Raw genomic sequence first — 20,550 nt, 5'->3', positions numbered from 1 at the left:
GCATCCTCGGCGTTGGAAACAGCACAGCACAAGGTCAGAGAGACGAACAAGGCACAAGTAGAAACGCTGGTTTTCAAAGGCATATGAGCGCTCTCATCGCAGTTCGGATAACACGGAAAGATCACTCAATCCTTGGGTTTTTGCCGTCACTGCGTGGGTGCTGGCGGACCTCGAAAGTGCCCGCCCGATGGCCAACCCCATAAACAGATTCGAGAGAGTGATCTCGAACATGTCGGTGGTCCAACTGGTGAGGCAGATGCAAACGCTGATAGCGAGTAATGCGTTGTCCATGCGCGAGGTTCCGTCGCGCAGAATGAAGAACATGGGGACTTGCATGGTGTATAGCACCAGGCCGATGAAGCCGAACGTTCCCCAGAGGTACATGGCGCTGCTGTCTGAGCCTGTCAGTATTCCTGCGCCAGGAACCGGGAATAGCACTTGGCTGCTGCCGAACATGCCCAAGCCGGCGCCGGTCATGCTCCAGCCTTGGCGGTATAGGTATTGCGCGACGTGCGGCCAGGTATTGACCAGGCGGTCGTAAAGCGAACCCAACGAGGGTTCACCGCTGGTGATGTTGTTGGGGTCGAAGTCAAACGACACGCCGATAACGGGCAGCAAGAAACCAATCGCGACTATTCCAACGAATACTGCGCTGCTGGTCCAGCGCAGACGCGAGAGCCCCATGACTCCGAGGGTGAGAGCGAAAGCGGCGGCGGGCGCTTTACTGGTGGTCAGCACAATGGCGTAAAAACCCACGGCGGCGATGATGCCAAACAGGATTCGCGAGCGGGTAAACATCGCCAGGTACAGGCTAAACATCGCCAGCAAGATCGACAGCGCATTGGAGACCCTGGTAAAACCGGCAAGTCGATCGAGCTCGTCATCGGCCCAGGCGGTGTTGCCCGCTAATTCAGTGTTACCCAGCATGTAGCTGTAGCCTTTCCATGGAACTGTGGTGTATTTGTCCAGCAGCAGGCCCACCAGTGAGGCGGCCAGGCACCCGGCGATCACCCAGGCCAAGAGTTTTTTGCGATGAAGTATGTGCTCACTGCACACCGCGCCAAATAGCAGAGGGCTGAAACCATAGAGGCTGAAGGCAACGTTGGTCATGCTAGCGCCATGCACCATGGCCAGGACGTTTGAAACCATAAGCATTAACACGCCTAGCCACAGAATACGGGTCGCTTTGTACGTCAGTAGTTCCAAAACAAAGAACACCAGGCACGCTATTTTCGGCAAGTACAACAGCGGCGATATGCCCATCTGATCGAAGTAATAGCGCAAGGCACCGGCAAACGTCTCGCTAACGATCAGGCTGATAGCGACCCAGATGATCAGTGTCGATTTGTTGAATGTCAGGATCGACGGCCGTTCAGTCGAGTTGAGAGCAGAGTTAGACATCATGGTGTGCTGCCCTCTCAGGCGTAGGAAGGAGTGCAGGAGGTGTGGAAGTAAGTGTTACGGGGTCAACGAAACCCAGGCATAGCTACCGCACGTCGTAGAGTCGAAGTTGGCCTACGAGCATGAGTTGCGGGGTGCGTTTGGCGAGCAGATAACGGTATATCAACGCCACTTGAAGACAGTGTCAATTCAATTCGTCAATTTTTTATCACGAGCACTGTCTATCCGAACTTACACTTATTTAAGTTATTGATAATTAAAGATTGATATAAAATTGACGCGCATTATTTGTACGCAATTGGACGGCTGATGAAGCCTCGCTATGACACGTGGGATTTACATATCTGTAAAAACGGCTGACGCTTGTCGGCGTCAGCCATTTTTAATGTCGCCGCGATTAGTTATAGCGGCGTTTGTCGGGTGCTGGCGGAAAATACTGGTACAGCCACGTTTCACTCAGCGTTCTGTCGTGGGTTCGAATGAACAAGCGCAGTTCGATGGGGTCGACCGAATCGCTGTTCGGATACCAGTCGAACGTCACGCGATAGCCTTTGATGTCCGGGATCACCAGCACGTTGAAGTCTTTGACCTCCCCCCCAGAGACGGTCACCACCGGCTCGATAGTCGTGCCTTCTGGCAACCGATCCAGGCCGCCGCCAGTAAAATCTACTGCAAATCGACGAGCCCATACCTCCGGGTAGTGCTCGCCCGGCGCCCAGCCCTCAAGGAAACCACCCATGCCTGATCGCGTCGCATGCACTCGGGCTAGCGGCGTTCCTACGGGCGGCAGCGCGCTCCAATAAAGCTTGTAACCAAAGTTGAGTGAAGTGCCGGCGGTTACTGGCGCTTTAGGGGTCCAGAACGCAACGATGTTATCCAGTGTTTCGCCGGTGGTGGACAGTTCCAACAGGTTTACCGAACCTTCACCCCACGGAGTGGTGGGCTCGACCCACAAGCTCGGGCGCTGGTTATACCAATCCACAGTGTCCTGATAGCTGGAAAATTGATGGTCGGTCTGGACCAAACCAAAACCCTTGGGGTCTTTGTCTGCGAACGCATTGAATTGCAGTTTGGCTGGGTTGTTCAGCGGACGACAGATCCACTCTCCATTGCCGCGCCACATCGCCAAACGGTCGGAGTCGTGGATCTCGGGGTGGATGGTGTCGCACATGCGCCGTTCATGGGTGCCACAGCTGAACATGCTGGTCATCGTCGATATACCCAGTTGCTCAATGTCTTTGCGTGCATTGATGTGCGCGTCGATGGCCATGACCACCTGATCGGCCTGGCAATCGATATCGAAACGGTAGGCGCCGGTCGCGCTAGGCGAGTCGAGCAGGGCGTAAACCACGAAGCGGGAGCTTTCCTTGGTCGGCGTCTCGAACCAGAACTTGGTGAAGTTGGGAAACTCTTCCCTTTTCTTGGCATAGGTGTCGATCGCCAAACCACGTGCCGAGAGTCCGTATTGCCCGGAACTGTCCACGGCGCGGAAGTAGCTGGCGCCGAGAAACGACAGAATGTCGTGGGTGGCGATTTCTGGCGCTTTGAATAGCTTGAACCCGGCAAAACCCAAGTCGCCTTTGAGCTGGGTCTTGTCTACGCCGCTTTTGTCATAGTTGAACAGCTGCGGGCGAAAGTGCACTTCGCGTGACTGACCACTTTGCGGGTCGACGCTGTACATGCGTATCGGCTGTTTAAAGCCCATGCCGACATGGAAAAACTGCACGTCCAGTTGACCTTTGTTGTCGCCCCACAGTGAGTGGGCCGGATCGTACTGAATAGCGTTGAATTGCAGGGGAGCCAAGTTCGCCAGTGTGGGCGGTAGCTGTTCGTTGGTATCAACGAAGGGCATGCTGGCCAGTTGTTTGGCATCGGCTTGCAGGCCCGTGAAATCGAAATGCCCGACGTCGCCATCGGCCGTGGCTGCGAAAGCCCGAGCTGCAAATAGTCCCGTTGCTGGTAAGCCCGTGTAGGCCGCGAGAGCAAACGATGCTTTCAGTAGATTCCTGCGATTCATAACGGTGGAGCCTCAAAATTAATGCTGTGCTGCCCTGCACATGAGCGTGGGGAATGCGCCCGATCGAGCCCCAGGCGCATACAACTACCCACCACTAGATAACAAAGTTGATGACCCGTTCGCTACAGGACGTAAAAAAAATGATATCGATACAGGCGTTGGGCCTTCAAATGGCCGGTATTTTTGAATATCGAGAGCTGCAATCAAGTCTGCTGCCACTCAATCATCTACCGATTTGAATGACAGCGGTGGGCTTGAAGTCAGGCTTGCATCGCCATGCCAGAGACGTTCATCGCGGCTTGGCGCAACGCTTCAGAGCGGGTCGGGTGTGGATGGCAGGTCAGGGCGATGTCTTCAGCGGAGGCGGAGAATTCCATGGCCACGCAGTATTCGCCGATCATTTCGCTAACACTCGGGCCGACTAAATGAACACCGAGGATCTCGTCTGTGCGCTCGTCGGCCAGCACTTTGGCGAATCCTTCGGTTTCATGGTTGATTTTGGCCCGGCTGTTGGCGCTAAACGGGAATTTACCAACCTTGTACGCACGACCTGCGGCCTTGAGTTGTTCTTCGGTCTGGCCGACGCTGGCCAGCTCCGGCCGGGTGTAGATCACGTTGGGGATCAGGTTGTAATTGACCTCGCCTGCCTTGCCGACAATCTGCTCAAGGCACGCGATCGCTTCATCTTCGGCTTTGTGCGCCAACATCGGCCCAGACGTGACATCGCCTATCACCCAAATGCCCGCCACTGAGGTGCGATGGTGTTTGTTTTCCAGCATCCCGCGCTTATCGGTCTCCAGACCGACGCTGTCCAAACCTAGCCCTTTGGTGTAAGGCCGACGACCGATGCTGACCAGTACATAATCCGCTTCGATCAGCTCGGCTTCACCGCCCGCCGCAGGTTCGACGCTGAGCTGCACTCCAGTGTCTGAAGACGTTGCCTGCACCACTTTCGAGCCAAGCTTGAAAGTGATGCCTTGCTTAGTCAACGAGCGCTGCAAGGTTTTGCCCGCCTCCAGATCGGTACCGGGGCAGATTCTGTCCAGGTATTCAACAACCGTTACTTGGCTGCCTAGCCGACGCCAGACCGAACCGAGTTCCAGACCAATTACTCCGGCGCCAATCACTACCAAGTGCTTGGGCACCTCAGGCAGTGCCAATGCGCCGGTGGAGTCGAGAATGCGTTTGTTGTCGACGTCGACACCCGGCAGCGGCATAGGCTCTGAGCCCGTTGCGATGATGATGTCTTTGGCCTGAAGTTCGGTTTCTATGCCCTCGCTGTTGGTGACGATCACTTTTCCCGGCCCTGCGATTCGACCCCAACCCTTGATCCAGTCAGCTTTGTTCTTGCGAAACAGGAACTCGATGCCTTTGGTCAGGGCCGTCACGCTCTCGTCTTTTTGCCTCATCATTTGCGCAAGATTGAGGGTGGGTTTGACTTCAATCCCAAGATGGGCGAACTCGGAGCCGACGGCGGCTTCGTACATTTCCGACGCATGCAGTAAAGCTTTAGAGGGCATGCAGCCGACATTAAGGCAGGTGCCGCCCAAGGTTACGCCGCCTTCTACGCAAGCGACTTTCAATCCCAGCTGACCGGCACGTATGGCAGCGTTATATCCGCCGGGCCCACCACCAATGATGACAACGTCATAGCTACTCATAGGTTAACTCCTGAACAAAGAATCGACAGTGGAGGGAAGCGTAGACGGCCGACAAGAAAAGTCCGGAAAGCCATCTCGCACTTAAATTACGGACGTAATATGAGCGGCCCGGATCAAGCGGGTCAAGCTATTGGCTGAGGATTTTGTTCAAGCGGGGCAGTCGTCGGTATAAGGCACTAGCCCTCAGAGCTACCAAGCGTTGCGGGATCGCTGAGAAAGGTCGTCGATGGAAATTTGGCGTCCGAATCGAAATTGATGCGTGAGCCCCGGACGGTGATCGCGCGAGGGTCGGCCTTGATAAACAGCGTTTGACCGCTTTTAAAGGTAAGACGATGGATGCGCTTGCCGCTCTCTTGACTGATTTCATGGCTGACAACGTCTAGCAGATTGCTCAAGCCTAGCACCGAGCCGGGTTCATTAATGGTCAGGCAGCTCGTATTGCCAATTTCTGACGCACATACGGGTACGCGGAAATCCAAATGTTTATTCATATTGGTGGCGCCGTATATCGAATGGAGCCGGTGAATGTAGTCATTCGAACTTGTAACAGCAAGACACTTAACTATTGAATTGTAACCGAACTTAATGCCCTGTTAAGAAATCCTTTCGAGTGCTTGGGAGTTTTCTGAATTTTTTGTAGGACGGAGTACAGTCTTACACTACCCGCCAATGCGGGAGGCTCCGGGTATGGGTTGTTAACGTAGGCCGCTTAGAAATTTGACGCCATTTTTTGAACTGGTTTTCATGCGTAAAAATATAAATCTATTCCTTCAGCAATACTTTTGCGGACACCTGCCTGCTCATCTAGGATTCAAGCCATCGTCACACCGTTTTTCGACAGGTCAAGCACACAGTTTATCTAATGAGGTGACATCATGGATCGAGTCAAAAGATTTTATGCACTTGATAGTTTCAGGGGCGTCTGTGCACTCGCGGTGGTTGTTTACCACCTGCACATAGTCGGAAGTATTACTGAATGGGCGTTTTTCAGTAACGCGGATTTGTTTGTTGAGTTCTTTTTTGTGCTCAGCGGCTTTGTAATCACCCACGCCTATGGCTTGGAGCGCCACCTCGATTTTCGAAAGTTTTTCATACTCAGAACGTTTAGATTAGTTCCCCTGCACGTGTTCTTATTAGGCACATTTATCATTTTTGAATTCTTGAAGCTGCTGGCATCGCGTAAAGGTTTCGTTTTCAATAAAGAACCGTTCACTGGCATGTATTCCCCTTCACAAATTCTACCTAATTTATTCCTGATCCAAGCCTGGACACCGCTGACGGAAAATCTTTCTTTCAACTACCCGTCGTGGAGCATCAGTATCGAGTACTACATGTACATACTGTTTGCCGGGGTGTCTTTTTTCTGTTTCAACCGTAGACACCTCGTGTGGATCGTCATCTCCACGTGCGCGTTCCTTCTACTCTATAATCATTCCGGTATTTTGACTGAATTTGCTTACAAAGGACTTTCATGTTTTTTTGCGGGAGCGATGTCATACAGCATATTTGAAGGAGTTAGACGAAGCGTTCAACCAACCTTTGCGACCGCCTCGCTGCTGGAGGTCGTTGCGTTAGTCATGATCGTAATGACCCTCAATTCCGACCTTAACCAAAAAGCTATTATTTCCAGCATATTATTCTGTTGCGTCATCATGCTGTTTGCTTTTGACGCGGGCGTGATATCCCGGCTCCTACAGACCAATGCTTTCACGTTCCTTGGACGCCTTTCCTATTCAATCTATCTGACGCATATCATAGTGCTGAGCTTGCTTATTTTGATGTTTCTTGTGTTGGAGAAGAAGACCGGACTGGCCTTGGCCCCCATGATTGGCGATATCAGGTACATTGATTCGGGAAACGGTATCTTGAATAACCTGCTGGTAGCCTTGGTGTTGCTTTCGGTGGTAGCAGTTTCTTATTTCACCTACAGCTTTATTGAAGTTAACGGACAGAAAGTTGGCCGATATCTCATAAACGCGAAGCAGAAAAAAATACCGGCGGCCACGTAGTCATCATGACGGCCCCTGCGTTCGCGCAGGGTTAAGAGGTAAGCGTCGAAACCTGCTCGGCATCATCGCCACAGTCCCCAGCTGAAATCTCTAGAAATATTTGAACAAAAATTTCACGTCCTTTGTTATATCATAACGCTCGTTGGGCTATGCCCACGGGTATCTTCATTATGAGTAAGGTCTGGGGTGTCGATGCGGGTTGATCTGGATGGTGAAAGCGCTGGCCTTGATGGTTTGCCGCGTTTTCAAAGGGCCGCGTTCCATACTCGCCGCTTGTTTAGGCTCGGCTTCGGTCTGGCGGGGTTGGGGTTGTTGGGCTTTGTGCTTGCGATGTTTGCGATGCTGTTCTCGCCCGCAAGCGTGTGGCCTGCGGTTCTGATCAATAACGCCGCCGCGTTGTGGGTATTGGTTGCCGGAGTGCAGTCTGCGTATTGGATTGCCCGTTGGCGCGCGCAAACCCTCGCGGTTTCACACGGCCCTGTTGTTATTGAGCCGCTACCCATAGACGACGCCCCCGAGTCTGATGAACCGCCCAGTTGGTACGATCGGATATTGGGCGGCATCAGAGGCAGCGACGTATCGCTTTTAGCTCAAGTCGGATTACCGACGGTATGGCTGGGTGGCTGGGCGTTACTGGTGCTTCTTGTGGTGAAGTGGGGGTGGAACCTCAGCCTCGTCGGGTCGTCTTTAGGGTCTATGGGCCCTATCGTCGGCGCCGTTGCCCTGTTGATGGCCTTTGGGTTGTTGGTGCTGGAGCGCCAGCTGACCCATGAGTTGGCCGCCGAATGGCCTGAGGCCGCACAACTCGCCCAGCTAACCCGGGTTGCGATTGCCAGCTTGCTGCTCAGCGCACTCTGCCTGTTCTTCTCGACCCCCGACCGCCTCTGGCCCGCACGCCTTGCGGTGTTGGTCGGCCTGTTGCCTGCGCTGGTGGCTTTGGAGTTGTTACTGCGGGCGTTGATGTCGCTGTTCAGCCCGCGCAACGAACGGATCGAACCGAGACTGTTGGCCAGCAGCTTCATCGCTGGTCTGCTGCGCTGGCCGCCACAACCGTTGTTGGCGCTGCAGAACGAACTGCACAACAGGTTCGGTATCGACCTGCGCCAGATATGGGCGTTTACCTACATGCGTCGGGCGTTTCTGCCAGTACTGGCGGTGGTAGTGGGCCTTGGTTGGGTACTGAGTGGTGTGCATGAGGTTCCGATGCAGGGCCGCGGCATCTATGAGCGCTTCGGCAAGCCTGTGCAGGTTTTCGGTCCCGGTCTGCATGCGGGTTTGCCATGGCCTTTCGGCCGCATGTTGGCGGTAGAAAATGGCGTAGTGCATGAGCTTGCCACCAGTGTTTCGGAGTCCAATGCCGTTGAGCAAGTCCTTGAGCCCGCTGAAGGTCCGGCGCCGCTTAGCGCCAACCGTCTATGGGACGCCAGCCACATCAATGAAAAATCTCAGGTGATCGCCAGCAGTGCCGGTGACAAACCTTCGACTCAAAAGCAGAGCTTTCAGATCGTCAACATGGACGTGCGGTTCGTCTATCGCATTGGCCTGACCGACCAGGCCGCGATGGCGGCGACCTACAACACCGCCGACGTGCCAACCCTGATTCGCAGCACCGCGAGTCGCATACTGGTTCATGACTTTGCCTCGCGTACCCTTGACGAGTTGCTCGGTGAGCAACGAGCAGCGCTGTCTGCCGACATCGGCAATGCCGTGCAAGCCGATCTGAAGAAGCTCGACAGTGGCGTAGAAATTCTCGCCACGGTTGTCGAGTCGATTCACCCACCGGCCGGGGCGGCCAACGCTTATCACGCCGTGCAGGCGGCGCAAATCGGCGCCCAGGCGTTGATTTCTCGGGAACGCGGTGCAGCCAGTGAGCAATCTAACCTCGCTGAACTTAACGCCAGCGTGGCAAAAGACAATGCCTCTGCGGGTGCCCGAGAAGTAATGGCCACCGCCCAAGGCGCGGATTTGCGCTTCAGCGCCGAACGTCAGGCGTATGACCAGGCGGGCAAGGCGTTCTTGTTGGAGCAATATTTAACGCAGTTGAGCCAAGGCCTGGCCCACGCCAAGTTACTGATCCTCGACCACCGACTCGGCGGCGACACTGCACCGACCATCGATTTACGTACTTTCACGTTACCGGCAGACCCAACGGCGCCGAGTAAAGCCGCCAATTAAGGAGTCGTCCCTTGAGTCTGTTTCATTCCCACGATCATCACGACCACGCTGGCCATGACCACGGCCACGCGGGGCATCACCACGGTCATCAACATGGCGACGCGTCGACGCCAGCGGCTTTCCCTTGGCGCCGAACTGCATGGGCGCTGCTGCTGATTCTTTTTGCCGTGGCGGCGGCCAGCCTGGTGCAAGTGCGCTCGGGCGAAGCCACGGTCATTACTCGTTTTGGCAACCCGTCTCGGGTACTGCTCGACCCAGGTTTGAGCTGGCGCTGGCCGGCACCGTTTGAGGCGACCATTCCGGTGGACCTGCGGTTGCGCACTACCTCCAGCGGTCTGCAGGACGTGGGGACTCGCGATGGCCTGCGGATCATCGTGCAAGCCTATGTCGCCTGGCAGGTGCAGGACGACCCGGACAACGTGCAGCGCTTCATGCGTGCGGTGCAAAATCAGCCAGACGAAGCCGCTCGGCAAATTCGTACCTTTGTCGGCTCGGCGCTGGAAACCACCGCCGCGAGCTTTGATCTGTCGAGCTTGATCAACACTGATGCCAATCAGGTGAAAATCACGGATTTTGAGGATCAACTGCGCCGTCAAATCGAGCAACAGTTGCTCTCGACCTACGGTGTGCGCGTCCTACAGGTGGGCGTCGAGCGCCTGACCTTGCCGTCGGTGACGCTGAACGCAACCGTCGACCGCATGCGAGCGGAACGCGAAACCATCGCCACCGAACGCACGGCGATCGGCAAGCGCGAGGCGGCGCAGATTCGTTCTGCTGCCGAACGTGATGCGCGGATCGTCGAGGCAGACGCCACGGTCAAAGCGGCTGATATCGAAGCGCAATCGCGAGTCGAAGCAGCACAGATTTACGGTAAGGCGTACGCCGGATCGCCACAGCTTTACAACCTGCTGCGGTCGTTGGACACCTTGGGCACCGTGGTCACGCCGGGGACTAAATTGATTCTGCGCACCGACGCCGCGCCATTTCGCGTGTTGGTTGATGGACCGCCAACGCTGGACGCTAAAAGCGGATCGCAACCATGAGTGAAGTCGTCCCTCAACGGCCCCCGGTCAATAGCCCGTGGTTGCAGGCTAGCCGCCTGGCGTTTCTCGGGCTGTATGCCGTGACGTTGCTTGCAGCCCTCGGCTGGGCGTTGTCCAACGTGCGCCAGATCGATCCGCAAAACCGCGCCGTGGTGCTGCGTCTTGGCGCTTTGGAGCGTATTCAAAGCGCCGGCTTGCTCACCGCGTGGCCTCAGCCGTTCGAGCAAGTGGTGCTGCTGCCGTCGGCGGACCGAGTGATCGAGCGTCATGTTGAAACCCTGCTGCGTTCCAAGCTCGCCTTGGATGCGGACCGAATCTCAAGCTTCGCGACGCCGATGAGCGATGCGTTGGCCGGGTCCGGCTATCTGCTGACCGGTGATGCGGGTGTGGTACAGCTCGACGTGACGGTGTATTACAAAGTAACCGACCCATACGCCTTCGTGCTGCAGGGCGAACATGTATTGCCTGCGCTGGACCGTTTGGTCAATCGCAGCACCGTGGCCCTGACCGCCGCGCGCGACCTGGACACGATCCTGGTGGCGCGTCCCGAGATGGTCAGCCCTGACAGCCAGTCCGCAGAACGCCGTGAGCGCTTGCGCGGCGACTTGGTTCGCGGCATTAACCAGCGTTTGACCGAGCTGGCCGCCACGGGCGTGGGCCTGGGCGTTGAAATCGCGCGGGTCGATGTGCAATCGAGTCTGCCGACCACTGCAGTGAATGCCTTCAATGCGGTACTGACCGCCAGTCAGCTCGCGGATCAGGCCGTTGCCAATGCGCGCACCGAAGCAGAAAAACTCACTCAAACCGCTACCCAGCAAGCGGACCGCACCGTGCAAGTAGCCCATGCCCAGGCCTCCGAACGCCTTGCCAAAGCGCAAGCTGACACCGCGACGGTCACCAGTCTGGCGCAGTCGGTTCGTGACAAAAGCGATCCGGGTTTGATGATGCGCATCTACCGTGAGCGCGTGCCCAAAATTCTTGGCCAGGCCGGCTCCGTGACCACAGTCGACCCCCGTGACGATTCCCACCTGATCATTCAGGGAGCAGAGAAATGAGTGCCCACGCTCACGAAGCAACGACTGAGCCCGAGTCCACCGAAGTCCCAGTCAGCATGCTGAGTAACGCTGAGCAACGCAGCGCGGCTCGGCAATTAACCTTGGCCATGCTCGCCTTGGGTTTGTTGGCGTTAGGGCTCGCCTGGCGATTTTTTGTGCCTGAACAAACCGGCGTCAGCCAGATGCTGCTGGGTGTGGCGTCGTTGCTGGTTGCGGTGCCGGTGGTCAGTGCCGGTTGGCACAGCCTGCGCTACCCCAGCCTGCACGGCATCACCGATCAGTTGATCGCCTTGGCAATGCTCGGCGCCTGGGCCACCGGTGATTTGATGACCGCTGCGTTGCTGCCCATCATCATGATTTTTGGTCATGTGCTGGAAGAGCGCAGCGTTATCGGTTCCCAAGAAGCGATTCAAGCCTTGGGTCGCCTGACGCGCAGCCACGCACGATTGGTTGAGGCCGACGGCACAGTACGCGAGGTCGATAACTCGATACTGGTGGCCGGTGATCTGGTGGAAGTGCGTGCCGGTGACCGAGTACCTGCCGATGGCGTGGTGCGCTCCGGGCAAGCCAGCCTCGACACCGCGCCGATTACCGGTGAATCGGTGCCGCTGGAGGCGCGGGTCGGCATCGAAGTGTTCGGTGGTGCGATCAACCTCGATGGTTTATTGCGCATTGAAGTGACACGCATTGGCGACGAATCTACGTTGGGCAAAGTAATCGCCCTGATGCAAAGCGCTGAGCGCTCCAAGCCGCCCATCACTCGACTGCTGGAACGTTATGCCGGCAGCTACATGGTGCTGGTGTTGATGATTGCCGCCGTGACTTGGTTCATCACCAATGATGCGCAAGCGATGTTGGCGGTGTTGGTTGCCGCGTGTCCTTGCGCCTTGGTGTTGTCGGCGCCTGCCACCGCTATTGCCGGGATCGCAGTCGCGGCCCGCCACGGTATTTTGATTCGCAGCTCGGCATTTCTTGAAGAGCTGGCGGACCTGACTTCGCTGGTGGTCGACAAAACCGGCACCCTGACCTACGGCACCTTGCGCCTGCAATCGATACAGTCAGTGTTGGCCCAGCAAAGTTCGCTACTGCCGCTCGCGGCGAGTCTCGGTTCGGCCAGCAGTCACCCCGTCAGCCGTGCGTTGGCCGGGTTGGTGCAGAAGGATCAACTGTTGGTCTTGACCGACATCCATGAGCGGCAGGGGCTGGGTGTCGTCGCTCAAACAGAGCACGGCCTTGCGGCGCTGGGCCGTCCGGAATTGTTTGAACAACTGAACATCAGCACATCGCCGGTACCGAATCACGATGGCCCGATTGCCGGGCTGGCCGTCGACGGTGTATTCCTTGCGTGGCTGCTGTTGGCTGATAGCCTGAAGCCCGAAGCGCGTCAGGCCTTGGCTGAGTTGCGTGACTTAGGGCTGGGACGCCAATTGCTGCTGACCGGCGACCGTCAAAGCGTGGCGGACAGCCTTGCGCTGGAAGTGGGTATCAGTGACATCGAGGCTCAGGCGTTGCCCGAAGATAAGCTCAATCGAGTGATGGGCGAAATCAAAAGTGGCTTTCGGCCGATGGTGGTGGGCGACGGGATCAACGATTCGCTGGCGCTCAAAGCCGGGGTGGTGGGGGTCGCAATGGGCGCTGGCGGTGCTGACATCGCACTGGCATCGGCTGACATCGTGTTGATTGGCAGCGACCTTCGTCGTTTAGGCACCTGCGTACGCTTAAGCCGCCAATGCCGACGGACCTTACACGTCAACGTCATCATCGGATTAGGCTGGACCTTGGCCATCGTTGCCATGGCGGCTTTCGGTTTGCTCGGGGCTGCGGGCGCGATGATTGCAGCGCTGCTGCATAACCTCAGCACCTTGCTGGTCCTTGGAAACGCCGGTCGGCTACTGCGTTTTCAAGAGCCGCTACTAAAGTTGGAGAGCAAGCCAGAGGCCTAGAAGCCCGGGCCTCTCACCGAGAGTACTGGGCTAGACGTGTTCCTTAAGTATAAAAAATTGCTTGAGCTTTGTAGAACTCTGTTACAAATTAGCAGTCATTCTTGATAAGGGTACTTCATTGCACGCTGGGAATTGGCTCGAAACTTTGGGATACAGGCTTTAACCCCAAGGTTTCTTCACCGTCATACGCTACACGCCAATCGCCGAAGGTTTCGGCAGCAGCGGTGCTTCTGGACTACCCTTTTTCCTGAGTTTCTGGATAGGGGGTTTACTAATGCTCGCGCAACTTCCAACAGCCTTGCAGAATCTTCATCTGCCTCTACGGCTGAAACTGTGGGATGGCCACGAACTCGATCTTGGCCCGACACCTAGCGTTACTATCGTGGTGAAAGACCCACAATTGGTTTCGCAATTCACTCACCCCAGTCTGGATCTGCTTGGAAGTGCCTTCGTTGAAGGCCGACTGGAGCTAGAAGGATCAATCAGCGAAGTCATCCGTGTCTGCGACGAATTAAGCCAAGCGTTGCTGGATGATGAGGGTCCCTATCTGGCGGTCCGCTCGGAACACGACAAAGCCACCGATGCGGCGTCGATCTCTTACCATTACGACCTTTCCAATGAGTTCTACCAACTCTGGCTTGACCGAGAGATGGTCTACTCCTGCGCTTATTTCAAAACCGGCGAAGAAACCCTTGAGCAAGCGCAACAAGACAAGTTTCATCACTTGTGCCGCAAGCTGCGGCTGCAACCGGGCGAGTATCTGTTGGATGTCGGCTGCGGTTGGGGTGGCTTGTCGCGATTTGCAGCACGTGAATATGGCGTGAAAGTGTTCGGCATCACCTTAAGCCAGGAGCAACTGACCTTGGCCCGCGCACGCGTTGTTGCAGAGGGCTTGCAGGATCAGGTTGAGTTAGTGCTGCTGGATTACCGTGATCTGCCTCAGGATGGTCGTTTCGACAAAGTGGTCAGCGTCGGCATGTTTGAGCACGTGGGCCATGCCAACCTTGAACTGTACGCGCAACGCCTGTTCGGCGCGGTACGTGAAGGCGGTCTAGTGATGAACCATGGCATCACCGCCAAGTACACTGATGGTCGTCCGGTTGGGCGGGGCGCAGGTGATTTCATCGAGCGTTACGTGTTCCCTAACGGCGAGCTGCCACACGTCTCGATGATCAGCGCGTTTATCAGTGAGGCGGGTTTGGAAATCGTCGACGTAGAGAGCCTGCGGTTGCATTACGCGCGCACGCTGGAACACTGGAGCGAGCGTCTTGAGGCGAGACTCGATGAAGCGGCGCAAATGGTCCCGGAACAAACGCTGCGCATATGGCGCCTGTACTTGGCCGGCTGTGCGTATGCGTTCGCCCGGGGCTGGATCAATTTGCACCAAATCCTGGCGGTAAAACCCTATGCCGATGGCAGCCATGGCTTGCCGTTGACGCGGGAAGATATTTACCGCTGAAGCTATGACTACGGGGTCTTCGGACCCCGCAGCATTGTGCGGTTAGAGAATCGGCGACACCAGCCGCGCGACGCTCATGCCGAGTTTTTGCAAGCGGTGGGTTTCCTTGCTTTCCTCAAGTGCGATTTCTCGGGCGAGGGCGAAGTCATCATTAAGCATGCTTTCGACTTGGCTGGCGAAGTTGCTGTCCACCGTTAGCAACATCAATTCAAAATTAAGCCTGAACGAACGGTTGTCCATGTTGGCGCTGCCAATGGCACTGATTTCGCTGTCGACCAACACCACCTTCTGGTGCAGAAAGCCCGGCTCATAGCGGAAGATCCGGACGCCGGCGCGAACCGCTTCGAAGGCGAACAGGCTTGAGGCCGCGTAGACCACATAGTGGTCCGGCCGCGACGGCAGCAAAATCCGCACATCGACGCCCCGTAGAACGGCCAGACGCAGTGCTGCGAAGACGGCCTCATCAGGAATGAAGTAGGGACTGGTGATCCACACGCGTTCTTCAGCGGCGTGTATGGCTTCCACAAAAAACAATGAACAAGTTTCTTGCGCGTCCGCCGGCCCGCTGGCCAGTAACTGACAGAGTACGCCGTCTTCGGGATAGCTCTCGGGCAGGATCAGTGGGGGTAATTCGCGGGTGGCCCAAAACCAGTCTTCGGCAAAGGACTCCTGCAAGCACGCCACCACTGGGCCAACGATAGCCACATGGGTGTCGCGCCATGGCGCGAGTGGCGGCTGTTTACCCAAATACTCATCGCCGACGTTATGCCCGCCGACAAAACCTTTTAAGCCATCCACGACCACAATCTTGCGGTGATTACGAAAATTGATCTGGAAGCGATTCAGCCAGCCGCTGCGTGTCGCGAAGGCTTTTATTTGCACGCCGCCATTGCGCAACGTTTCGCTATAACTGGCGGGCAGTGCGTGACTGCCAACGCGGTCGTAAAGGACGTAGATCGCCACGCCTTCAGCCGCCTTTTCCAGGAGCAGCGCCTGCAGGCGTCGACCGAGGTCATCGTCGTGAATGATGAAGAACTGAACCAGCACTGCTTTTTTAGCGCCACGGATGGCTTCGAAAATGGCGGCGAAGGTCGCTTCTCCGTTGATCAGCAATGACACCTCGTTATTGGCTAGGCACGGCATGCGCCCCAAGCGTGGCATCGCCCGCAGCGAGGCGTACGCGTCAGAGCGGCGCGCCGTGACTGCTTCTTCGACCCACGGTCGCCAGTTCAGCGTGCCAATCGCTGCGCGCATTTCCTGGTTAGCCTGACGCCGCGCCTTGATGTAGCCATCGAACGTGCTACGACCAAACACCAGGTACGGAATAAGAGTGACGTAAGGGATGAATATCAGCGGCATGGCCCAGGCAATCGCGCCTTGAGCGGTACGGACGGTAAGTAGGGCGTGAATGGCAGCAATCAGTCCAACCAGATGGGTGAAACCGATCAAATAGCCGACAAAAGACGGAATGTGAAAATCCATGCGTAACTCTGCTCCTGGTTTTGTTAAGTCTCTAACAGACCACAGCGGATGTTAATTGTCGCTATTTTATTCCGCTTGCAACTGGCTGGCGCTTGCATCGTCTAAGACTCATCGTCAGGCTGGCGCATGACCGGTCGTTTCACAAAGGATATGCACATGAAGACACGTTTTTTGGCTTTGCTGTTTTGCCTGGGTGCGCCCTTGGCTCAAGCGCAGATGCTGCAGCCTGGGTTGTGGGAGCTGACCACCAGCAATATGCAGGTGGACGGTCAGCCGTTACCGGATTTGCAATTGATGCTGAATCAATTGAAAAGCCTAGCACCTGATCAGCAAGCGATGATGGAACAGGCCATGCAGAAACAGGGCGTGACCATGGCGGGGAAGGGCGTGCGGGTTTGCCTTACGCAGGATCAGGTCAAGTCAGACAATATTCCGCTGACGGACCCTAAGTCGGGCTGCAATCAGCAAATCACCGACCGCAACGGCAAGACCTGGAAATTCCGTTTCAGTTGCCCTAAAGCGCAAGGCACCGGCGTTGCGCAATTCCAGAGTGATCGGGAATTCAGCACCTCGGTTGTCGGTACGTTCAATGCCACTGGCGTGCAACAAAATGGCAGTATGGACACCCGTGCTGTATGGCTGGGTCAGCAATGCGGGGCGGTTAAACCGAGGACTTGATGCTAAGGCTTCTCTAGGGAGTAACTGTGGGACCGAATTCATTCGGGAAGTGGGCAACGCGGTGTTCCTGATGTATGGCGTTGTTACCTTCCCGATATAGGTCCTTGGGTTTAAGGCTGACCTAATGCGTCCCGCAGGGTGTTGATGTTTGCTTGATACATTCCAATAAATGTACTTGCCTGACCCTTGGCTGATAGGGCGTCGGTGTACAAGGTACCCTTCACCGGCAATCCGCTTTTGTCGGCGATTTGCTGGAGCTGATCGGGGGCCTGGGTGTTGTCCAGCAGTACCGCTTTAGCTTTGTTGTCGTGAATTTTCGCGATCAATGAGTCGACCTGTTCAGGGGTTGACGCAACCTCAGCAGACACACCCTGCGGCGCCACGAACTCGATCTGATAGGATCGGCTCAAGTAACCAAAGGCGTTATGCGACGTTACGAACCGTCGGCTGCCTGGCGGTAACGTACCTGAAGGGATCAAGCCTATTTTCAAATGGGCATCAGCAATCAGAGCGTGAAGTTGTTTGGTATAGGCTTTGCCGGCTGAGATATACGCGTTCTCATGCACGGGGTCCGCTGCGCTGAAGGCCGTGACGATGTTGTTCACGTACAGCTCAGCGTCTGGCACGCTTTGCCAGGCATGGGGGTCAATCACGGTCTTACCGTCCACGTCCACTGTACGAGGTGTGACGCCGTTGCTGGCCGTGACCACCGGTTTCTTGGTGCCACTGCGCGCAAGCAGACCGTTGATCCAAGGCTCATAGCCCAAGCCGTTCTGGATGATCACATTTGCCTGCGCCAGTTTTTTCGCATCGTCGTTGGTTGGTTTATAACCTTGAGCATCTTGATCCGGGCCGACTAAGCTGACGACTTGGACGTATTCACCGCCGACTTGATGAGCCATGTCGGCAAGAATGCTGAAGCTAGTGACGACCTTCAATTTTTCTGCCGCAGACAATGACAGCGGCACCATCAATAAACTGGACACAAGCAAGGCAACGCGCATCGGGTGGAACCTCTTTAAAGTTTATTCAGTTTTTCTTTGCCAGCTATTCTTGGCCACGGCGTCGTGGGCATGAAGACTTTCAGCATGAACGACCGTCAGATCAAACGCGTTTATGACCGGTACTCTTTTGAGTACGAGGCTCACTCTGCGTGCTGCATCTTCGCAAAACATCAAATTCTGACCATTCGCCAAAGCGAACGCCTGCTCATCCGCACGCTTTACAGCCGTTTGCACCGCAGTCCCGAGGGCGTGTTCTACGTCGTCGATTAGCTCCACTATTGGGAGTTCGTGCATAAGCGGATTCAACTGCACATGCACCTTGGCGCTGCTGCGTTGGCTATGGGGCGTGGCAACGATGCCCTGTGTCGATCCCAGCCAAGACAAAACCTGTGCATGGTCCAGTGACTTGCCTGAAAAATCTGCAGCAAATTGCTGCTGAATGAGCTGTCTTGCGAGTGCGGCGGAACAGGGGCAGGTCGACGAATAACTGACGTCGAACGTAAGTTCCACGTGGAACACTCCGTGTTCAATGCGAGCAATTATTTCCACAGGATATGATTTCCAGCCATACAGCGCGCTCACTAATGCGGATCGCTTCAGCAACAGTTCAGCTTCGATACGTAAAAATGCGCTATTTGACAAGCCTTTATGGGAATCCAAAAACTGTTCTAAAAGTCGACGAAGAAGTGCGGGGTTAAGTTCTTCGTTTTCCAGAACTTCGAGCGCCAAATACAACCGCGACATATGAATGCCGCGTGTTTCGTTGTCATCAAGGCTTACGCCTGCATCTGCTTTGGCGGTGATGCGTTGACCTTTGAACGTAATAGGCAAGGCGATAGCACACATACCGACCCAATCCAATGGAGATGCTTGGTCTAGAGCTTGCACGGCAATATCTGGCAGAGTCAGCGCGTTCATAAAAAGGTCCGTTGTTGAGGTAAAAAGTCATGTTATATTATAACCATTAATCCAACGATGCCTTTTTTGAGCTTGGATGCTCTCCCATTTCTACGGTACATCCCATGCACAGACGTCAAATGTTGCTCAACCTTCTGCTGGCCAGTGCGGCCATAGCGTTACCGTTGGGTGCATCTGCCGCGCAGATTCGTAGTGTGCGTTTGTGGCGAACAGACGAAAAATCACGCTTGGTGTTCGATCTAAGCGGCCCAGTGCAGTACAAAACCTTCACGTTAAGCGCGCCGGAACGTTTGATCATCGACGTTAGCGGCGCGCAATTGACTGGCAATTTCAGCCAACTTGCGTTGGCCAATACACCTATAAAATCCATTCGCTCCGGGCACTTTGGCCAAGGCGACACGCGCATCGTGTTGGACCTAACCAACCCGGTGCAGCTCAGCAGTTTCTTGCTGGGCCCTGAGGGCTCCCAAGGCCATAGGTTGGTGGTCGATTTAGGCAACGCGGCGCATGTACCGGTGCAGATCGCCGCAGTGGGTGCTGCAGCGCCGCCTGAACAGCCTTCTCCGCTACGAGACAGCGCCCATCCCAAACGCGACATCATGGTAGTGGTCGACCCCGGTCATGGCGGTAAAGACCCCGGTGCCATTGGTTCAAAAGGCCAACGCGAAAAAGATGTGGTGCTGTCTATTGCTCAGTTGTTGGCCAAGCGCCTGAAACGTGAGAAAGGGTTTGATGTGCGCCTGGTGCGTAACGATGACTTTTTCGTACCGTTGCGCAAGCGCGTAGAGATTGCGCACAAGATGAATGCTGACATGTTCATTTCGGTGCATGCCGACGCCGCGCCGCGCCTGACTGCATCGGGTGCTTCGGTGTATGCGCTGTCGGAAGGAGGGGCCACGTCGGCCACGGCGCGCTTCATGGCCCAACGTGAGAACGGTGCCGACCTGATCGGTGCGACCAGCCTGCTTAATCTGAAAGACAAAGACCCAATGCTGGCCGGGGTAATTCTCGATATGTCGATGAACGCGACGATCGCGGCGAGTCTGCAGTTGGGCAACACCGTGCTGGGAAGCTTGGCCGACATCACGACCTTGCATCAGAAGCGCGTCGAGCAAGCGGGTTTTGCCGTGCTCAAATCTCCTGACGTGCCGTCGATTCTGGTGGAAACCGGCTTTATCTCCAATGTACGCGACAGCGAGAGACTGGTTACCGCGCGCCATCAGCAGGCCGTTGCTGATGGTTTATTTGAAGGCCTGCAGCGCTACTTCAAACACAACCCGCCAGTTGATTCCTACATGGCGTGGGCGCAAGAGCACAAGCAAGGCCAGGTGTGATTTTCACTGTCACTGGCAGCCGCCCATACGATTGCAGGTGAACTTATTGCGCTTGCCGTCAGAGCTGGAAACTCGGGTGATGGTTGTCCAGCCGACACGCTGGCTGTAGCCGATCCATGCCTCGCCGTTTGAAGCTAAGCCGGTGAAGAACGTGATCATGCCGTATCGGCTATTGGTTTGTGCCCATAGGCGATTGCCCTGAACTTCAAAACCTCGCACGTAGGAAGTCGCGCCAGCCGTTGCCACGCTGTATCGATTGCCCAGCCCATCGCTGCACGCCAATAAGTTAGCGCTCTGCGTACAGCGCGTCGTCTGTGCCTGCATCGCTGTTGGGGTTGCTTGTGCCTGCGCGCTCAGTAGCAACGCGAGGG

16 protein-coding genes are annotated in these 20,550 nt (G+C 55.9%); 8 read left to right on the top strand and 8 right to left on the bottom strand.

Annotated features, from left to right (window positions below):
* Positions 1-93: 93 nt before the first annotated feature.
* From M0974_RS14740 to M0974_RS14725, 4 genes are all read right to left on the bottom strand, one after another.
* On the bottom strand, positions 94-1,404 hold the full coding sequence (locus M0974_RS14740; RefSeq protein WP_297837970.1) for a hypothetical protein: 1,311 nt from the start codon (positions 1,402-1,404) through the stop codon (positions 94-96).
* 394 nt (positions 1,405-1,798) lie between these two features.
* Positions 1,799-3,418: a glucan biosynthesis protein D gene (locus M0974_RS14735; protein ID WP_297837967.1), complete on the bottom strand. Its 1,620-nt coding sequence runs from the start codon at positions 3,416-3,418 to the stop codon at positions 1,799-1,801.
* Positions 3,419-3,678: 260 nt separating this feature from the next.
* Positions 3,679-5,079 carry a dihydrolipoyl dehydrogenase gene (gene lpdA / locus M0974_RS14730; RefSeq protein ID WP_297837963.1) on the bottom strand — a complete coding sequence of 467 codons (1,401 nt, stop codon included), beginning with the start codon at positions 5,077-5,079 and terminating at the stop codon, positions 3,679-3,681.
* A 176-nt stretch (positions 5,080-5,255) separates the two neighbouring features.
* Positions 5,256-5,570, bottom strand: a complete 315-nt coding sequence (locus M0974_RS14725) for a hypothetical protein (RefSeq protein WP_297837961.1) — start codon at positions 5,568-5,570, stop codon at positions 5,256-5,258.
* A gap of 384 nt (positions 5,571-5,954) precedes the next feature.
* On the opposite strand from M0974_RS14725, the gene M0974_RS14720 reads away from it, so the two are divergent.
* The 6 genes from M0974_RS14720 to cfaB all read left to right on the top strand — a co-directional run bounded on the left by M0974_RS14720 (position 5,955) and on the right by cfaB (position 14,763).
* Positions 5,955-7,088 (top strand): acyltransferase, encoded by a 1,134-nt coding sequence (locus tag M0974_RS14720; RefSeq protein ID WP_297837959.1) that lies wholly within the window; start codon positions 5,955-5,957, stop codon positions 7,086-7,088.
* Positions 7,089-7,280: 192 nt separating this feature from the next.
* Positions 7,281-9,263, top strand: a complete 1,983-nt coding sequence (gene hflK, locus M0974_RS14715) for a protease modulator HflK (RefSeq protein ID WP_297837957.1) — start codon at positions 7,281-7,283, stop codon at positions 9,261-9,263.
* 11 nt (positions 9,264-9,274) lie between these two features.
* Entirely contained in the window at positions 9,275-10,306 is a 1,032-nt protein-coding gene (hflC, locus tag M0974_RS14710; RefSeq protein WP_297837954.1) for a protease modulator HflC, read from the top strand.
* The gene (hflK, locus tag M0974_RS14705) at positions 10,303-11,361 is read left to right on the top strand and encodes a protease modulator HflK (RefSeq protein WP_297837951.1); all 1,059 of its coding nucleotides are present in this window, start codon (positions 10,303-10,305) and stop codon (positions 11,359-11,361) included. The genes hflC and hflK (M0974_RS14705) overlap by 4 nt, the downstream gene beginning before the upstream one ends.
* On the top strand, positions 11,358-13,304 hold the full coding sequence (locus tag M0974_RS14700) for a cation-translocating P-type ATPase (protein WP_297837949.1): 1,947 nt from the start codon (positions 11,358-11,360) through the stop codon (positions 13,302-13,304). The genes hflK (M0974_RS14705) and M0974_RS14700 overlap by 4 nt, the downstream gene beginning before the upstream one ends.
* 274 nt (positions 13,305-13,578) lie before the next feature.
* Positions 13,579-14,763, top strand: a complete 1,185-nt coding sequence (gene cfaB, locus M0974_RS14695) for a C17 cyclopropane fatty acid synthase CfaB (RefSeq protein WP_297837947.1) — start codon at positions 13,579-13,581, stop codon at positions 14,761-14,763.
* 42 nt (positions 14,764-14,805) lie between these two features.
* On the opposite strand, the gene cls is transcribed toward cfaB, so the two are convergent.
* A complete protein-coding gene (gene cls, locus M0974_RS14690) occupies positions 14,806-16,245 on the bottom strand; it encodes a cardiolipin synthase (protein ID WP_297837944.1) in 1,440 nt (479 codons plus the stop codon).
* Between the two features lie 156 nt (positions 16,246-16,401).
* Here cls and M0974_RS14685 point away from each other — a divergent pair, with 156 nt between their 5' ends.
* Positions 16,402-16,923 (top strand): DUF3617 domain-containing protein, encoded by a 522-nt coding sequence (locus M0974_RS14685; protein ID WP_297837942.1) that lies wholly within the window; start codon positions 16,402-16,404, stop codon positions 16,921-16,923.
* Positions 16,924-17,033: 110 nt separating this feature from the next.
* Here the strand turns inward: M0974_RS14685 and M0974_RS14680 are convergent, their stop codons facing one another.
* The gene (locus M0974_RS14680) at positions 17,034-17,927 is read right to left on the bottom strand and encodes a zinc ABC transporter substrate-binding protein (RefSeq protein ID WP_297837938.1); all 894 of its coding nucleotides are present in this window, start codon (positions 17,925-17,927) and stop codon (positions 17,034-17,036) included.
* A 21-nt stretch (positions 17,928-17,948) separates the two neighbouring features.
* Positions 17,949-18,845 (bottom strand): GTP cyclohydrolase FolE2, encoded by an 897-nt coding sequence (folE2, locus tag M0974_RS14675; protein WP_297837935.1) that lies wholly within the window; start codon positions 18,843-18,845, stop codon positions 17,949-17,951.
* A 104-nt stretch (positions 18,846-18,949) separates the two neighbouring features.
* Between folE2 and M0974_RS14670 the strand changes: the two genes are divergently transcribed.
* Positions 18,950-20,179 (top strand): N-acetylmuramoyl-L-alanine amidase, encoded by a 1,230-nt coding sequence (locus tag M0974_RS14670; protein ID WP_297837933.1) that lies wholly within the window; start codon positions 18,950-18,952, stop codon positions 20,177-20,179.
* A 9-nt stretch (positions 20,180-20,188) separates the two neighbouring features.
* On the opposite strand, the gene M0974_RS14665 is transcribed toward M0974_RS14670, so the two are convergent.
* The gene (locus M0974_RS14665) at positions 20,189-20,503 is read right to left on the bottom strand and encodes a glutamine synthetase (protein WP_297837973.1); all 315 of its coding nucleotides are present in this window, start codon (positions 20,501-20,503) and stop codon (positions 20,189-20,191) included.
* Positions 20,504-20,550 lie beyond the last annotated feature (47 nt).

It is taken from the genome of Pseudomonas sp. (assembly GCF_026224925.1).
GTDB lineage: Bacteria > Pseudomonadota > Gammaproteobacteria > Pseudomonadales > Pseudomonadaceae > Aquipseudomonas.
The sequence above is the reverse complement of the archived record's forward strand: the minus strand, read 5'-3'. Positions and strand labels throughout refer to the sequence as shown.

Bases quoted from the DNA above. Each gene is read 5' to 3' on its own strand.
- hflK (WP_297837951.1), top strand. From the start codon at position 10,303: ATGAGTGAAGTCGTCCCTCAACGGCCCCCGGTCAATAGCCCGTGGTTG.
- M0974_RS14700 (WP_297837949.1), top strand. From the start codon at position 11,358: ATGAGTGCCCACGCTCACGAAGCAACGACTGAGCCCGAGTCCACCGAA.
- M0974_RS14720 (WP_297837959.1), top strand. From the start codon at position 5,955: ATGGATCGAGTCAAAAGATTTTATGCACTTGATAGTTTCAGGGGCGTC.
- M0974_RS14740 (WP_297837970.1), bottom strand. From the start codon at position 1,404: ATGATGTCTAACTCTGCTCTCAACTCGACTGAACGGCCGTCGATCCTG.
- M0974_RS14670 (WP_297837933.1), top strand. From the start codon at position 18,950: ATGCACAGACGTCAAATGTTGCTCAACCTTCTGCTGGCCAGTGCGGCC.
- M0974_RS14685 (WP_297837942.1), top strand. From the start codon at position 16,402: ATGAAGACACGTTTTTTGGCTTTGCTGTTTTGCCTGGGTGCGCCCTTG.
- M0974_RS14725 (WP_297837961.1), bottom strand. From the start codon at position 5,570: ATGAATAAACATTTGGATTTCCGCGTACCCGTATGTGCGTCAGAAATT.
- cfaB (WP_297837947.1), top strand. From the start codon at position 13,579: ATGCTCGCGCAACTTCCAACAGCCTTGCAGAATCTTCATCTGCCTCTA.
- cls (WP_297837944.1), bottom strand. From the start codon at position 16,245: ATGGATTTTCACATTCCGTCTTTTGTCGGCTATTTGATCGGTTTCACC.
- M0974_RS14680 (WP_297837938.1), bottom strand. From the start codon at position 17,927: ATGCGCGTTGCCTTGCTTGTGTCCAGTTTATTGATGGTGCCGCTGTCA.
- folE2 (WP_297837935.1), bottom strand. From the start codon at position 18,845: ATGAACGCGCTGACTCTGCCAGATATTGCCGTGCAAGCTCTAGACCAA.
- M0974_RS14665 (WP_297837973.1), bottom strand. From the start codon at position 20,503: ATGCAGGCACAGACGACGCGCTGTACGCAGAGCGCTAACTTATTGGCG.
- hflK (WP_297837957.1), top strand. From the start codon at position 7,281: ATGCGGGTTGATCTGGATGGTGAAAGCGCTGGCCTTGATGGTTTGCCG.
- M0974_RS14735 (WP_297837967.1), bottom strand. From the start codon at position 3,418: ATGAATCGCAGGAATCTACTGAAAGCATCGTTTGCTCTCGCGGCCTAC.
- lpdA (WP_297837963.1), bottom strand. From the start codon at position 5,079: ATGAGTAGCTATGACGTTGTCATCATTGGTGGTGGGCCCGGCGGATAT.